The sequence below is a fragment of the Gammaproteobacteria bacterium genome (assembly GCA_013696315.1).
Lineage (GTDB): Bacteria > Pseudomonadota > Gammaproteobacteria > JACCYU01 > JACCYU01 > JACCYU01.
Genome location: JACCYU010000078.1, coordinates 24354 through 37802 on the forward strand (window position 1 = coordinate 24354; position 13449 = coordinate 37802).

General features: G+C 61.4%; 12 protein-coding genes and 1 riboswitch. Of the genes, 8 read left to right on the forward strand and 4 right to left on the reverse strand.

Going from position 1 to position 13449, the window contains the following annotated elements; all coding sequences use genetic code 11:
- Positions 1-13: 13 nt before the first annotated feature.
- Both H0V34_04295 and H0V34_04300 read right to left on the reverse strand, forming a co-directional pair.
- Entirely contained in the window at positions 14-1345 is a 1332-nt protein-coding gene (locus H0V34_04295) for a TolC family outer membrane protein (GenBank protein MBA2490942.1), read from the reverse strand.
- Positions 1346-1431: 86 nt separating this feature from the next.
- Entirely contained in the window at positions 1432-2085 is a 654-nt protein-coding gene (locus H0V34_04300; GenBank protein MBA2490943.1) for a protein-L-isoaspartate O-methyltransferase, read from the reverse strand.
- A 138-nt stretch (positions 2086-2223) separates the two neighbouring features.
- A riboswitch (TPP riboswitch) is annotated at positions 2224-2316 on the forward strand.
- A 65-nt stretch (positions 2317-2381) separates the two neighbouring features.
- On the opposite strand from H0V34_04300, the gene thiC reads away from it, so the two are divergent.
- The 4 genes from thiC (at position 2382) to H0V34_04320 (ending at position 5469) form a co-directional block, all read left to right on the forward strand.
- Positions 2382-4289, forward strand: a complete 1908-nt coding sequence (thiC, locus tag H0V34_04305; protein MBA2490944.1) for a phosphomethylpyrimidine synthase ThiC — start codon at positions 2382-2384, stop codon at positions 4287-4289.
- A 2-nt stretch (positions 4290-4291) separates the two neighbouring features.
- Positions 4292-4627, forward strand: a complete 336-nt coding sequence (locus H0V34_04310) for a hypothetical protein (protein ID MBA2490945.1) — start codon at positions 4292-4294, stop codon at positions 4625-4627.
- A 39-nt stretch (positions 4628-4666) separates the two neighbouring features.
- A complete protein-coding gene (locus H0V34_04315) occupies positions 4667-5041 on the forward strand; it encodes a nuclear transport factor 2 family protein (protein MBA2490946.1) in 375 nt (124 codons plus the stop codon).
- Between the two features lie 158 nt (positions 5042-5199).
- A complete protein-coding gene (locus tag H0V34_04320; protein ID MBA2490947.1) occupies positions 5200-5469 on the forward strand; it encodes a DUF2934 domain-containing protein in 270 nt (89 codons plus the stop codon).
- A gap of 85 nt (positions 5470-5554) precedes the next feature.
- Here H0V34_04320 and H0V34_04325 read toward each other — a convergent pair whose 3' ends face one another.
- Positions 5555-6433 (reverse strand): DnaJ domain-containing protein, encoded by an 879-nt coding sequence (locus tag H0V34_04325; protein ID MBA2490948.1) that lies wholly within the window; start codon positions 6431-6433, stop codon positions 5555-5557.
- Between the two features lie 427 nt (positions 6434-6860).
- Between H0V34_04325 and H0V34_04330 the strand changes: the two genes are divergently transcribed.
- The 3 genes from H0V34_04330 (at position 6861) to H0V34_04340 (ending at position 10660) form a co-directional block, all read left to right on the forward strand.
- On the forward strand, positions 6861-7832 hold the full coding sequence (locus H0V34_04330) for a hypothetical protein (protein ID MBA2490949.1): 972 nt from the start codon (positions 6861-6863) through the stop codon (positions 7830-7832).
- Positions 7832-9370 carry a hypothetical protein gene (locus H0V34_04335; protein MBA2490950.1) on the forward strand — a complete coding sequence of 513 codons (1539 nt, stop codon included), beginning with the start codon at positions 7832-7834 and terminating at the stop codon, positions 9368-9370. Before H0V34_04330 ends, H0V34_04335 begins: the two co-directional genes overlap by 1 nt.
- 90 nt (positions 9371-9460) lie before the next feature.
- Entirely contained in the window at positions 9461-10660 is a 1200-nt protein-coding gene (locus H0V34_04340; GenBank protein MBA2490951.1) for an SAM-dependent methyltransferase, read from the forward strand.
- A gap of 77 nt (positions 10661-10737) precedes the next feature.
- Here H0V34_04340 and H0V34_04345 read toward each other — a convergent pair whose 3' ends face one another.
- Positions 10738-12015 carry a multifunctional CCA addition/repair protein gene (locus H0V34_04345; GenBank protein ID MBA2490952.1) on the reverse strand — a complete coding sequence of 426 codons (1278 nt, stop codon included), beginning with the start codon at positions 12013-12015 and terminating at the stop codon, positions 10738-10740.
- A gap of 164 nt (positions 12016-12179) precedes the next feature.
- On the opposite strand from H0V34_04345, the gene H0V34_04350 reads away from it, so the two are divergent.
- Entirely contained in the window at positions 12180-13169 is a 990-nt protein-coding gene (locus H0V34_04350) for an aminopeptidase (GenBank protein ID MBA2490953.1), read from the forward strand.
- Positions 13170-13449 lie beyond the last annotated feature (280 nt).

Consider the following 13449-nt stretch of genomic DNA (forward strand, 5'->3'; position numbering starts at 1 on the left):
CCCGCTTGGGGGCTTAGTACAGCCAGTCATTGAGGCTGACGAGGTCATTTCCGCCCAGGGTGCCAGCCGCCTGTTTGAGTCGCAAGGTATTCAGCAGGTAGTTGTAGCGGGCGCGGGACAGGTCGCGCTGGGTACGAAAGGTCTCGCGCAGCGCTAACAGCACGTCCACCGAGGTGCGCGTACCGACTCTGAATCCGGCCCGCGCCGCGGCCGCGGCCGCGCGGTTCGATGCCAGCGCCTGCCTGAGTGCCTTGACCCGGCTGATGCCCGCGATCACGTTCAGATAGGAGGCGCGCGTCTGGCGTATTGCCTCGCGGCGCTGCAACTCCTGCAGATCCTGTGATTGCTCGAAGAGGTAACTGGCTTCGCGCGTGCTGGAGGTGACGAACCCGCCGGAGAAGATCGGGATATTGAGTTCCAGGCCGACCGACTGGTCATCCGTCTCAGTGGCGCCGAACACCCCGCCACCGGAATCGTTCTCGGCTTTTTGTGCGAACAATCCTAAGGTCGGGTAGTGTCCGGCCCGGCGCCTGTCCACTTCCAGCGAGGCGGTCTCGGTGGCGAACTGGGCGGCGATCAGCTGCAGGTTCTGCTCGTTGGCCGTTCGCACCCACTGATCGACATCCGCCGGGTCGGGTGTCAGCAGCGGGATGCGATTCTGCAAGTCGCGCAGACGTCCGGGCAACTGACCGGTGATTACCTGCAGCGCTTCGCGGGTGACGGCCAGCTGGTTTTGCGCGCTGACCTGCTGCGCGACGGCCAGATCGTACGCTGCCCGTGCTTCCTTCACATCGGTGATGGCGATCATGCCGACCTCAAAGCGCTTTCGTGCCTGCTCCAGCTGGCGGCCGATGGCCTTTTTCTCGGAGACCGCAAACTGGAGCCCGTCCCGTGCCGCCAGCACGTTGAAATAAGCCTCGCTTACGCGCAGCACCAGTGCCTGCGCGATCGCATCCAGCTCGGCCTGCGCCTGCGCGATGCTGGAATCCGCCTGCCATAACTGCACGATGAGCGAATGATCGTAAATCACCTGATCCAGCCGCAGGGTGTAGCCATCGGTATCGAAACCGCCGGACTGAGTGTTCACCAAGCCGTCCTGGGTGCGTGTGGAATCGAGTGTCTGCCAGATATACTGGCCGCTCAAATTGACTTGCGGCAGCAGCGCTGACCACGCCTGCGGGCGAAACTCCCCGGTCGCCTGGAAGTCCGCCTGCGCGGCCTGCAGTTGCGCATCCTCCCGCGCGGCCAACTGGTAAATATCCAGCAGGTCTTCAGCCTGCGCGGGCGCGGCCGCGAGCACCGCTACGCCGGCCACACACGCCAGCAACCGCATTCTTGTACGCATCATGTTTCAAAGTTCCCCTCATTCAACATCGACTGTCGCCTGCCGCTATCGCCACACCAGAGCGTGCCCTATCAGAGTGTGCCATATCAGAATATGAAAGGGGATTTCCTGGACGTGTTCAATAGCGCGGGTAGCTCGGTTTCAAACAGTTTTTTTCGTGAGAACTCATGCTCGCCTGTGCGCGTCACCCGCATCGCGGACATGACCGGCCGCTCGCCGACGATGACGAACAGGCGCCCGCCGATGGCAAGCTGTTGTTCGAAGACGGGCCGATATTCCGGCACCGAGCCGGTGACCGCGATGACATCGTAACGTTCATCAGAAAGCCAGCCGCTGGCCGCGTCGCCGACGCCCACATTGACATTACGAATTTCCAGCGCGGCCAGTTGCATTTTGGCATCCTCGATCAGGTCATCGAAGAAATCCACGCTCTCGACCTGGCCGCCCAGCCTCGCCAGACATGCCGTGACAAAACCGGTGCCGGTGCCGATCTCCAGGATGCGATCGCCGAAGCGGATACCCAGCGCCTGCAGCATGCGACCCTCGACTTTCGGCGCCATCATGGTCTGCCCATGTGTCAGCGGGATGCCGAAATCAGCGAACGCGAGATTTTTATAACGTGCCGGCACGAAGCGTTCGCGCGGCACCGAGGTAAGCGCATTCAGCACATCCTCGTCCAGCACCTCCCACGCGCGAAGCTGCTGTTCGATCATGTTGTCGCGGGCCTGTACGAGATTCATGCGTGTTCTAAGTTATCGTAGCTAGGGTCGCTAAGATTACGGACACCGGCCGCCGCAGACAAGTCCGCGGGCGCGGCCCGCCTGCCGCCGGCGCCGCGCGTGGTTGCAAAGCGCGGAAATTTTCTATAACTTCAGCCGCATCGAGACTAGGGGTGCCCGGTAATGGGCTGAGAGATACCCTTGGAACCTGAACCGGATTGTACCGGCGGAGGGAAGGCTCGTGAAAAATGCTCGCGAATAAAAATGGGCGCCTTCACAGCCTGTATTCTCCGCTTATGTTAACGGCAGGAGATGACATGAGCGCTATCTCGCAAGAATTGGTCCACGTCACCGCGCGTTTGTCCACAGCGGACCTTTCCGCGGAGGTCACGCGGCCGCTGTCCGGGTCACACCGGATTTACGTGCGGGGTTCGCGTGCCGACATGCGCGTGCCGATGCGCGAGATCCGACAGGCTGATACGCCGGCCAGTTTCGGCGTGCAGCACAATCCGCCCGTGACTGTTTACGACACGTCCGGCCCATACACCGATCCCGATGTCGCTGTTGACCTGCTCGCTGGCCTGCCCGCGCCGCGCGCGGCATGGATTGACGCGCGCGACGACACACAAACCTTGAGCAGTCCCAGTTCTTCGTATGGCCGCGCCCGCCAGGTCGATCCCGAACTCGCGCGCCTGCGATTCAAGCAGATCCATAAACCCCGTCGCGGCATGCCGGGCGCCAACGTCACGCAGATGCACTACGCGCGTAAAGGTGTGGTCACACCGGAGATGGAGTTCGTCGCAATCCGCGAGAATTGCCGGCTTGAGGAATTGCGCGAGGCTTACCAGCGCGCCGGTTATCTGCGGCAGCATCGTGGCAATCGATTCGGTGCGGCCATTCCCGCTACCGTGACAGCGGAATTTGTCCGCGCAGAGGTGGCTCGCGGTCGCGCGATCATCCCGGCCAACATCAATCATCCCGAGTCCGAGCCGATGATCATCGGCCGCAATTTCCGCGTTAAGATCAACTGCAATCTGGGCAACTCGGCGGTGACGTCCGGCATCGCCGAAGAGGTCGAAAAAATGGTGTGGGGTATCCGCTTAGGCGCGGACACGGTGATGGACCTCTCCACCGGCAAGCACATCCACGAGACGCGCGAATGGATTTTGCGCAACTCACCGGTGCCGACCGGCACCGTGCCCATTTATCAGGCGCTGGAAAAGGTGGATGGCCGTGCTGAGGACCTGAGCTGGGAAATCTTCCGCGATACTTTGATCGAGCAGGCCGAGCAGGGTGTGGACTATTTTACGATTCACGCCGGCGTGCGGTTAGCCCACGTGCCGCTGACCGCGAACCGCGTGACCGGCATCGTTTCGCGCGGCGGCTCGATCATGGCCAAGTGGTGTCTGGCGCATCATCGCGAGAGCTTTCTTTACACGCACTTCGAAGACATCTGCGGGATCATGAAAGCTTACGACGTGAGCTTTTCCCTCGGCGATGGCCTGCGTCCCGGTTCCATCGCCGACGCCAACGACGAGGCGCAGTTCGCGGAACTGGAAACACTGGGCGAGTTGACGAAGATCGCGTGGAAACACGACGTGCAGACCATGATCGAGGGCCCCGGTCACATCCCAATGCAGCTCATCAAGAAGAACATGGACCGGGAACTCAAGGACTGCTTCGAGGCGCCGTTTTATACGCTGGGTCCGCTCACCACCGACATCGCGCCGGGCTACGATCACATCACCAGCGCCATCGGCGCGGCGCAGATCGGCTGGTACGGCACCGCCATGCTGTGCTATGTCACGCCCAAGGAGCATCTGGGTTTGCCCGACAAGGACGACGTGCGGACAGGAATTATCGCTTACAAGATTGCCGCGCACGCCGCCGATCTCGCCAAGGGATTTCCAGGCGCGCAGGTACGCGACAACGCGCTTTCCAGGGCCCGCTTCGAATTCCGCTGGGAAGATCAGTTCAATCTGGGATTAGACCCCGAGCGAGCGCGCGCGTATCACGACGAGACATTGCCGAAGGATTCCGCGAAGGTCGCGCATTTCTGTTCCATGTGCGGTCCGCACTTCTGTTCGATGAAGATTACCCAGGACGTGCGCGATTACGCCAGACGCAATAATATGGGCGACGTTGCCAGCGCCGTGGACACGGGCCTGCGCGAGAAGGCGGACGAGTTCATCGCCGGCGGCGCGAAACTTTATCGAAAGGTTTGAGCATGCGCGCATCGATTGCGTTCGTGTTGCTGTTGTTGGCCGCGCAGGCGGCGGGCAAAGAGGTGGCGCGGAAATACATAAAGCTGGTGGGGGCCAACGACGCGGCCTGTGTTTCATTAGGTGGCCAGATGCGGCAGGTGGTCAACACCCACGACGGGCGCGCCATTGAAGTTTCGCTGGAACGGCGTATGGGCGAGACGGTGCAGCCGGGGCGTGTGGTCGACATCGCACGGCCGGACGGGAAGCCGATCGATCTCGGATGTACGCGCATAGTCGGCGGATATGCGCAGGAGTGGGTCGTTATCGACGCCGAGTTCACGCGGGCAATGCGTCGTTAACATGCGTCATTTACAGGCCATCACCGCAACGGGAGTACGGTGAACGAATCCACAGTGCGGGAGCTGGTTGACTGCTTTCTCGATGCGATCGAGGCGCGCGACTTCGAGCAGGCGCAACAATGCCTGTCGGCCGACGAGTTTCTTTATACAAGTCCCATCGAGACGTTCGACAATGCTGCGGAGTTTATCGCGGACATTAACCGCGTGGGTCCGGTACTTAAACGCATCGAGCGCCGCAAGCTGTTCGTGGACGGCGACCAGGCGTGCGCGATATTCAATCTGATAACCACCATGGATGCATTGGCCAACACCCGGATCGCGCAATGGATGAGGGCCAGAGACGGCAAAATTGTATCGATCGAAGTATTTTTTGACGCGCACGCTTATTCAAGCATGTTCGAGACGCTCAACTGATATGTTGTTCGGAGTATCTTTTGCGCAATCTATATGCTCCGTATGAATGACGTTAGGGTAGATTGTTCGATAGATGCAGTGCCCAAATTGCTGGAACAACAAAGCCTGCGCACGGACCGCGGTCTATCGTTGTTCACCAACCCTAGAGAGGCTAACGCATGAGCACATCCAAACCGCCCGCGGCGCCGAAAAAACGTATGGCCAGGGCCAAAACGCCGGCTGTTAAAAAGACCGCCGCGCGCAGTAAACCCGTGAAACAAACGCCATCGCTGACCTTGAACCCCGAGGAACGCTGGCGGATGGTTGCGGTGGCGGCCTACCACATCGCGGAAAAGCGGGGTTTTTCGCCGGGCATCGCGCTGGATGACTGGCTGAACGCCGAACGGGAGGTCGAGGCGTTGCTGGGCACGCAGCAGCGCAAAGCCTAGCGTCTTTGGACTTGTTGCAGCAACGCCATTGATGTCGCCGCGCATTGATTTGATCCGCGCCCGTGGCGCGGAATTAACCGGCGAACTAACCGGCCAGCAAGTCTTTCGCTTGGTTGATTTTGGCGGCCAGGTAATTGGTGCCACCGCGATCCGGGTGCATTTTCTGCATCAAGCGTCGGTGCGCGTCGGTGACGGTCTTGGCATCGGCGCCGGCCTTGAGGCCCAGTATTTCGTAGGCTTCCTCGTGGCTCATGCCTTTGCCCATGCCTCCACCATTGGCTTTGCTCTGTCTGGAGTCTGCGCGGTCTTGTTTTTCCGTGCGATCGGATTTGCTCTCTGACTTGTTATCCGCATGGGCTTCGCCGGATTCCTGCCTGGCGCTGGTGCCGTGCGCCTGCTCGATGTAGGCCGCCAGCAGTGCCGCCGATTCGGCGTCGCGGCGGGTGTACTGGGCGTGCAGCGCCTGCAACTTTTTGAGCGTCAGTTCGCTCAAGTGCCCGCCGCTGTGGACGCCGCTCACGATTTTGCCGCGCATTTCGCCGGTCTGCTCGCTTATCGACATCCGCAGGTAACGTGTCTGGACATTCGTGTAGCCATTATTGCCCCCGCTATCGTCCGATGATTTCGCCTTTGACGCGCGCTTGCGCGAGGACTTGCGCGATCGGGCGCGGGCGGGTGGGGGCGCTTTTGGTTTCGCGACCGCAGCGCGCCACAACAGGGGCAGCAGCCGGACCACGATGGGCAGAAGAGCGCCGATGACGGCGAATACCCAGTGCAGCGATCCCGAAAATACCATCGCGAGCAGCGCCACAAGAGCGATGACGATGCCCGCCTGCGAGAGGAATAGCCGGAATTTGCCGGGCGGCTGCCGTCCGACCATACTGACCAGCAGAAAGATGGACAGCAGAATTAAAATGCCGACGGGAATGCGCCACCGATAAACTTCCGTGAGAAAAAATTCCATATTCGTCGTTGCCCTTAACGGATCGCGGTTCGCGCGATACAAAAAGCCCTGGCTTGCTAGCCAGCGCGTCGATAAATATGCAGAATAATAATGGATTTTCCTGGAGTTCCGAGTTGCCGTGCGGCATACGGTGCCAGGCTGCCTAATCGTCGATGTTAGCGTAGGCGGGCATTTTCGTCGTCCCACCTCTTCGGGTGTCGATAAACTGATACAGCTTACGCACCGCTTGGTATCCGTTTAGTCTACCCAGCGTTTGGGGCAGGCGTAAAGGCAGGCGCCGTTATGCCTGGCCCAGGCGGGCGGAGAATAGTACATGAAATGGCGCCGCGGCATCCACAGACGCATGCCTGGCGGAGCGCGGCGTTACACTGACTGCCGACCCTGATGGTCGACCCTGATAGCGGACAAATAAATCAAAGGCGGGTCAATGCAAGATTTCAATGCGAATTACAGCCGGCAGATCATGTTCCGGCTGGCCGTGGCGGCAATACTGCTGCTCGTGGTGATGTTTCTGTGCCGTCGGTTTATCTTCGATTTTTACATTGGCGGTCAGGTCACGATCGCCGGTTATATCATCAACAGCGCGACCCTGACCTTGTTCCTGGCGGGGCTGATCGCGATCGTCGCGGGGCTGCGTCACTATTCGCGCGAGGAAGCCGCGCTGGCCAGATTCATGCGCTCGCTGGACGACGAGCAGCGCGATTTAACGGCGGGCGTAAACCCGCGCAGCATCATCCATAGACGCTATGCCGCCATTTTAAGAATCAGCAAGCAGAACGCGCCGGTCGATCACGGCGCGCTGACCGCGCTGCTGCTGGCCGATGAGAGCAAGCGATTGTCGTTCCCGCGTTTTGTCAACAATATTCTGATCCTGATGGGCGTATTCGGCACCATTGTTGGTCTGGCGATCGCGCTTGTGGGTGCGGCCGATCTGCTCGAAGCGGAACAGAACTTAGGCAGCATGGATGTGCTGATCCACGGCATGTCGGTCGCGCCGGCCACGACCATCATCGCGATCATCTGTTATGTGTTCACCGGTTACTTTTATATCCGCCTGACCGATGCGCAGACACACGTCATCAGCGGCGTCGAGCAGGTGACCCAGCTTTACCTGCTGCCACGGTTTTCCCGCAACGCCGATTCGATCATGCACGAGATCGCGCATCTGGTCGATCAACTCAGGCAGACCGCGGAGAGCATGCGCGGCAGTCAGACCGAATACGCCGAGGCCGGTATCCGCCTGCGCGAAACGGTCAACGACTACGCGCAGGTCGGTCACCGCATGAGCATGATGCTGGCTGAACTGGACTCGCGCATGAGCGGCATGACCGGCGACGTGCGCACGATCAAAAGCATGCTGCGCGATGGATTCCGCCTGCCGGCCGGCGATTCGCGTTAATGAGCCGGGGCTTTGTCGATCTGCGTGTAGCGCACGGCGACGCGCTATCCGAACACAACGCGGTATGGCCCTCGTTCACCGACATCATGACGGTGGTGGTCATGATCTTTCTGTTGACCAGCATGGTGTTGATCATGCGCAACTGGGAACTGGTCGAGACTCTGCGCGGCAGCATCGAGGCCGAGCAACGGGCTGCCGAGACGGCGCGCGACAGAACGCAAGCTCAGGCTGCGGTGGAACAGCAACTCGTGCGCGCGCAAGCGGAAATCGCGGATCTTAAGGTGCGACTCGAGCGCGCCGCCAGTGAAGCGCAGCGCGACGCACAACTACTGGCCGAGCGCGACAGCAGCCTGTCGTCTGCACGCTCCGCGGTCAAGCGACTGTCCGCGACTTTACTGTCGTCGTATGACGAAACGGATTCGCTGCGCGCCGAGCGCGCGCAACTGTTAAGCGCGGTCGCGCGGACAGAGTCGGAACTCGAATCCTCTAGGGCAAGTGCCGCGGATCTGTCGGGCAATCTGGCTTCGTCGCGGCAGCGGGTGAGCGCGCTGGAGCAGGAGGCGCGGCAGGCCGCGGCACGGCGCGAGGAATTGCAGACGGCTTTCGAGGCGCAGCGCGCCGACTCCAGCCGCCTCCAGGAAGCGTTACAGTCATCCCGCCAGCAGGTCGGCGCGCTGGAATCAACGCTCGAGCAGGCACGGCAGCGCGGCGGTCAAATGCAGGCGCAATACGCCGCGCGCCAGACCGAGTTGCAGGCCGCGGAGTCGAGAATCGCGGAGCTTGCGCAGTCGCTGGAGGCTTTCACCGCACGGGTCAGCACCCTTGAACAGGCGAACGAACAAGTGCGCGCCGAGCGCGCGGCGTTGCGGGATTCGCTGGCAGGCGGCGAAACTGACCTGATCGCGGCGGAGGCGCGAATCGCGCAGCTTTCCCGGGAACTCGAAGCGGCGTCGGAGACCGAGCGCGCCATGCAGAGCCGGGTCGAGCAGGCGCGCACCGAGACCTTAGAACTCCGGGCGGCCTACGATCGTCAGCAAAGCCGTGTGAGCGCGGCGCGGGAACGGTCCGCGGAACTCGATATGACCTTGGGCGCTCGCACGCAAGAATTGCGCGACATTCGTCAGGAGCGCGTGGAAGCCGTGCAGCAAAGCCAGCAAAGCGAACAGCGGCTGACGGAATTGCGGGGCGATTTCGACACCTTGCGGGTCAAGTACGACCGGCTGATTCAGCCCGCGCGCAGCGCCGACGGCAAACACGTCGTGGAAGTGCGTTACGACAAGGAACCCGATGGCTACCGCATCGGTTTGAAAGACAGCGCGGATCAGGCATTTAGTACCGTGAGCGGTTCGCAGATGATGCGCCGGCTGGACGAACTCAAGGCACGTTACGGCAATGATTTGTACGTGCGCGTTATCATCCCCGACAACAGTGGGCTGTCCTACAACGAGGCCTGGGATTTTACCAACGACGTCCTCAGCCGTTACGATTATTACTATCAGACTGCCGGGCGCGAACCTGGCGCGGAGGCCGTTGAGTAAGCGCGGCCCCGGCGGTATGTCATTCGCGATCCCGCGCGTCGTTCGGGTATCGCGCGATCCTGACGCGAGCGGCGGTTCGGAAGCATCCTGATGTCGTCTCCACATTCAGAATCGACGCGGCATGCGCTGGCGCTGCCCGCGCCCGATCCGGACGCGCAGGCATTGAGCGCCGCGCTGGTGGACGAGATCCGGCGCGCCATCGAAACCGACGGTGGCAGCATCGGCTTCGACCGCTATATGGAAATGGCGTTGTACGCGCCGCGGCTTGGCTATTATCATAATGGCTCGCGCAAATTCGGCGCTGATGGCGACTTTGTCACCGCGCCCGAGCTCTCGCCGCTTTTTGCGCGCGCAATCGCGCGTCACTGCGCGCTGGCGCTCAAGGAACTCGAAGGCGGCGACCTGCTGGAGTTCGGTCCGGGATCGGGGGCGCTTGCGGCGGAACTGCTGGCGGATCTGGAGCGTCTCGGTGCGCTGCCAGGCCGTTACCTTATGCTGGAACTGAGCGGCGAATTGCGCCAACGCCAGCACGAGCGGTTGTGTGCATCTGTGCCGCACTTAACTGAACGAGTCGAGTGGCTGCAAGTCCTCCCCGCCCAGGGTTTTGCCGGCGTGGTGCTGGCCAATGAGGTGCTGGACGCTATGCCGGTCATGTGTTTCGCGGTGCGCGACGGTGCAGTCTTCGAGCGGCGCGTGGGGTACGATTCAGTCGGCCGGCTAGACTTTCGGGAGCGCACCGCCGATGTGCCGACGCGGGCGCAGGTTGACAATATCACCGCGGCCTTGCCGGGGCCGCTACCTGACGGTTATCGCAGCGAATTCAGCCCCGCGCTCGATGCGTGGGTGGGCGCGCTCGGCGCACGGCTGGCGCGCGGACTGGTTCTGATCTGCGACTACGGTTATCCGCGCGGCGAGTACTATCATCCGCAGCGACGTGACGGCACCTTGCTGTGCCACTATCGCCACCGCGCCCATGCGGATCCCTTCTTCTATCCCGGCTTGCAGGACATCAGCGCCAACGTGGATTTCACTGTGGTCGCGGAAGCGGCCGCGACGGCGGAACTCGACCTGCTGGCATACACAAGTCAGGCGCAATTCCTGCTGGGAAGCGGTCTGCTGGAGACACTGGAACTCGCCGATAATGCCGCGGCATATCTGCGCGTGGCTCAGGAAATAAAATTACTGACGTTGCCCGGTGAGATGGGGGATCGCTTTCAGGTAATGGCGCTTGGGAAACACTACGCCCCGACTATGCGCTTCTCGTTGCGGGATTTCCGCGGGCGCCTGTAGACTTAAACGTCGGAAGCTTTCGCGGCTCATGTCTATCTCTGACGACGTATTCCTGAATCTGCTCGAATGGATCGGTTTTATCGCGTGGTGCTGGGCGTGGTGTTGCTGACAGTGTTTGTCTGATCGTGGCTGGCACCGGGACTTCGCAAATCGCGGATCGCCGCGATGCGCCGCGCACGTAATGAACGCTTCAGCGCCTCGCCCTTGAGGCCCGCGCGCGCCAGTGCGCCCGCATCCACACCTGCGGCCGCCGCGCGCGCCGCGCGCAGGATTCCGGCCTGCGGATAGTCGTTATCCTGCATGCCCGCACGTCCGCGCGCGTCCGCCTCGCAGGCCAACAGAAACTGCTCAAAACGCTGCGGGCGACGAAACGCATCCACCCGCTCGAGCACGTTCAATGTCGTCGCGGCTCGCAGTTCCAGCGCGCGATGACAATGCAGGTGATAACGCGCGACCTGGCCGGCCAGCGCGCGATATTCATTTGGCGCCTTGAGCCGGTCGCACACTGCGGCTACCAGTTCGCCGCCACGCTGCTCGTGGCGGTAATGGTGCGGCCATTGTTCGCGCGGCGTGACACCCTTGCCGAGATCGTGTGTTAGCGCGGCAAATCGGGTCCGCGGGTCTGTAGTGAGCCGCGCGGCTTCGGTCAATACCAGCAAAGTGTGCACGCCGGTATCTATTTCCGGGTGATAGCGGGCGGGTTGCGGCACGCCGAACAACCGGTCGAGTTCGGGGAATATCGCCGCCAGGGCGCCGCACCTGCGCAGCACCTCGAAGAACTCGGCGGGCGTGCGCTCGCCCAACGCCTTGACGAGCTCCTGCCAGACGCGCTCGGGCACCAGCGCGTCCGCTTCGCCGCTCTTGACCATCGCGCGCATGAGCGCGATGGTTTCTTCGGCGACCTTGAATCCCAGGTGTTTGAAGCGGGCCGCGAAACGTGCGGTTCTCAAAATCCGCACGGGATCTTCCGCGAAGGCAGGCGAAATGTGGCGCAGCACGCGCTGCCGCAGATCGTCGCGACCGCCGTAGAAGTCGATGACGTTGCCGGTGTCGTCCTCGGCCAGGGCGTTGATGGTCAGGTCGCGGCGCAGGAGATCCTGTTCCAGGCTGACGTCCGGTGCGGCATGAACGCTGAATCCGCGATAGCCCGCGGTGGTCTTGCGCTCGGTGCGGGCGAGCGCGTATTCCTCTTTGGTACGCGGATGCAGAAATACCGGAAAGTCCCGGCCAACTGCCTTGTACCCTTGCGCTTCCAGGTCTTCCTGCCTCGCGCCCACCACCACCCAGTCGCGTTCCTTGACCGACAGACCCAGCAGTTTGTCGCGCACGGCGCCGCCCACCATAAAAATCTTCATGCGCAAAAGCCTAGCGCATAACCGCTGAGGAATGCGACTGATCCGTGGCCGGATAACGATGGTGGAAATCGCGCTGTACGTGTTAAGTTTCTTGAGCCATGCACAATCGTTGCCGATTTTTAACGATAGTACTGCTGGCGTGGTCGCTCCCCGCATGCGGTACGATGTCGTATTACGCGCAATCCATCGGCGGCCAGCTGCGTTTGCTGTCCAGCCGCGAACCGGTCGCGGCATTACTGAAAGACCCTGGCACGGATGCGAAACTAAAAAACCGCCTGGCGCGGACACAGGCGATGCGCAGCTTTGCAAGCGAGGTGCTCGCACTGCCCGACAACGACAGTTACCGCGGCTATGTGCAGCTTGAAAGTCCATACGTCGTCTGGTCGCTGTTCGCCACACCGGAATTTTCGCTGCGACCGCGGCAATGGTGTTTCCCCATCGCCGGTTGCGTGCCGTATCGTGGCTATTTCGCCGCGCGCGACGCGCGAAAATTTGCGCGCGCGCTGCGGGCTGAAGGCATGGATGTGTACGTCGGCGGCGTCGCGGCGTATTCGACCCTGGGCTGGTTCGACGATCCACTGCTCAGCAGCATGCTTTATCGCGGCGAAACAGAAACCGCGGCCATCATCTTCCACGAATTGGCGCACGCTAAAGTGTATGCGGCCGGTGACGCGGTGTTCAACGAAAGCTTCGCGATGACGGTCGAGCACGCGGGCATGCATCGCTGGCTGGCGGCGCACGGCACGAGCGCGCAACGGCGGGCCTATCGAACCACGTGGCGACACAAACAGGTATTTTACGATCTTATCGAAACCGCTCGCGCGCGCCTGTCCGCGCTTTACGCGAGCGACGCGAAGCCGGCGTTCAAGCGTCGAGGGAAGCGACGGATGATCGCGCAACTGCGCGCGCAATATGTGCGCCTGCAACAACGCCGAACCGGTCGTGACGGCTACGATCACTGGTTCAACGCGCCGATCAACAACGCCAAGCTGGCGGCGGTTGCTATCTACCGAGAGCTGGTGCCTGATTTCGAACGATTAATGGCCGCCTGTGACGGCGATTTAGCGCGGTTCTATGCCGCAGTGGCGGCACTGGGCGAGCTTGAACCGAATCGGCGCCATGCTCATCTGAACTCGGCCCATGGCTGCTCGTAATCGTGCGCGACATCTAAGAGGGTACGGTAGTTGGAGTAGCGCGCCAGCCATGGACTAAAAAGACGGCGATCCAAACAGGCCGGTGCGCAAGAGTGACAATACGCTTCAGCGTTGTTGCTCTGATCCGCTAGAGACGCTTGAGAAACCTCTAGGTTCCTGCGGATATTGCCCGGGCATCCGTGCTTGTATGCTCCGGAAGAGCCGCCGCAACGATCAGGGTTTCTGAAGAAGTAAACGAAGCAGAGACTGGTGAATGGACACCTACGCTGTGACTGCCCCC

Excerpts from the sequence above, each read along its gene's own strand:
- H0V34_04295 (MBA2490942.1), bottom strand. The coding sequence starts at position 1,345 with ATGCGTACAAGAATGCGGTTGCTGGCGTGTGTGGCCGGCGTAGCGGTG.
- H0V34_04300 (MBA2490943.1), bottom strand. The coding sequence starts at position 2,085 with ATGAATCTCGTACAGGCCCGCGACAACATGATCGAACAGCAGCTTCGC.
- thiC (MBA2490944.1), top strand. The coding sequence starts at position 2,382 with ATGAGCGCTATCTCGCAAGAATTGGTCCACGTCACCGCGCGTTTGTCC.
- H0V34_04310 (MBA2490945.1), top strand. The coding sequence starts at position 4,292 with ATGCGCGCATCGATTGCGTTCGTGTTGCTGTTGTTGGCCGCGCAGGCG.
- H0V34_04320 (MBA2490947.1), top strand. The coding sequence starts at position 5,200 with ATGAGCACATCCAAACCGCCCGCGGCGCCGAAAAAACGTATGGCCAGG.
- H0V34_04325 (MBA2490948.1), bottom strand. The coding sequence starts at position 6,433 with ATGGAATTTTTTCTCACGGAAGTTTATCGGTGGCGCATTCCCGTCGGC.
- H0V34_04330 (MBA2490949.1), top strand. The coding sequence starts at position 6,861 with ATGCAAGATTTCAATGCGAATTACAGCCGGCAGATCATGTTCCGGCTG.
- H0V34_04335 (MBA2490950.1), top strand. The coding sequence starts at position 7,832 with ATGAGCCGGGGCTTTGTCGATCTGCGTGTAGCGCACGGCGACGCGCTA.
- H0V34_04340 (MBA2490951.1), top strand. The coding sequence starts at position 9,461 with ATGTCGTCTCCACATTCAGAATCGACGCGGCATGCGCTGGCGCTGCCC.
- H0V34_04345 (MBA2490952.1), bottom strand. The coding sequence starts at position 12,015 with ATGAAGATTTTTATGGTGGGCGGCGCCGTGCGCGACAAACTGCTGGGT.
- H0V34_04350 (MBA2490953.1), top strand. The coding sequence starts at position 12,180 with ATGTCGTATTACGCGCAATCCATCGGCGGCCAGCTGCGTTTGCTGTCC.